The organism is Moorena sp. SIO3I6 (assembly GCF_010672095.1).
Window position 1 is genome coordinate 1 of sequence record NZ_JAAHHU010001653.1, and the last position, 1,098, is coordinate 1,098.

1 protein-coding gene is annotated in these 1,098 nt (G+C 46.4%); it reads left to right on the plus strand.

Features of this window, described 5'->3' with window-relative positions; all coding sequences use genetic code 11:
- A partial coding sequence (locus tag F6K49_RS52040; RefSeq protein ID WP_293110878.1) for an aconitase family protein occupies positions 1 to 802 on the plus strand: 802 nt, incomplete at its 5' end.
- Positions 803 to 1,098 lie beyond the last annotated feature (296 nt).

Genomic DNA, 1,098 nt, shown 5'->3' on the forward strand with positions numbered 1-1,098 from the left:
AGAAACAGTATCTGAGTATTTGCGTTCCAATATCGCGCTACTGAAAAATATGGTGGCACGAGGCTATAACGATGCCCGTACGATCATGCGTCGGGTGGCCAAGATGGAAGAATGGTTGGCAAATCCGGTACTGATGGAAGCCGATCCAGATGCAGAGTATGCTGAAATTATCGAGATTGACTTGAATGAAATCACTGAGCCGATTGTAGCGGCTCCCAATGACCCAGATAATGTGAAATTGTTGTCTGAAGTCGCAAGCGATCGCATCGATGAAGTATTCATTGGGTCTTGCATGACCAATATTGGACACTACCGTGCCGCTGCCAAAGTCCTACAAGGGGAACCCCCTGTTAGCACTCGCTTGTGGATTTGTCCCCCTACCCGGATGGATGAGAAACAACTCAAAGAAGAAGGGGTTTACGGTATCTTTGGCATAGCTGGTGCCCGGACTGAAATGCCTGGATGTTCCCTCTGCATGGGTAATCAAGCTCGGGTTGCTGATAAAGCTACAGTATTCTCCACCTCTACTCGTAATTTTAATAATCGTATGGGTAAAGGTGCCCAAGTCTACTTGGGTTCCGCTGAATTAGCAGCAGCTTGTGCTTTGTTAGGTCAGATTCCAAGCGTTGAAGAGTATCAGTCAATTGTAGCCGAGAAAATTAATCCCTTTGCTAGTGATTTGTATCAGTATTTGAACTTTGATCAAATCGCTGGATTTGAAGACGAAGGACGAGTGATTCCTATCGAAGAAATGCCCAAGATTGAAGATATTTTGGGCATTCCAGCGGGAACTCTTAAGTAGATTAGTTTGAGTTTAGTTTAGCTGAGTTTTCGGGTGAGCTCTTGGGTTCACCCGATTATTTATTTCACTTATTTAAAGTTCGAGGGAACAGGGAATAGGGGATAAGGAGGGAGATTACCTACGATATCAATTCAGGCTCAAGGGGGGAACCCCCAGCACCGCACCGGTAGTCGCTCATGGGGGGGACCCCCAAGACCGCGCTACCTCGCTGCATCGCTTCAAACTCTCTTGACTATTGCCTATTGCCTATTGCCTTTTGCCTTAAAGGGATAAGCAATGTCGCTCATGACTCTGAG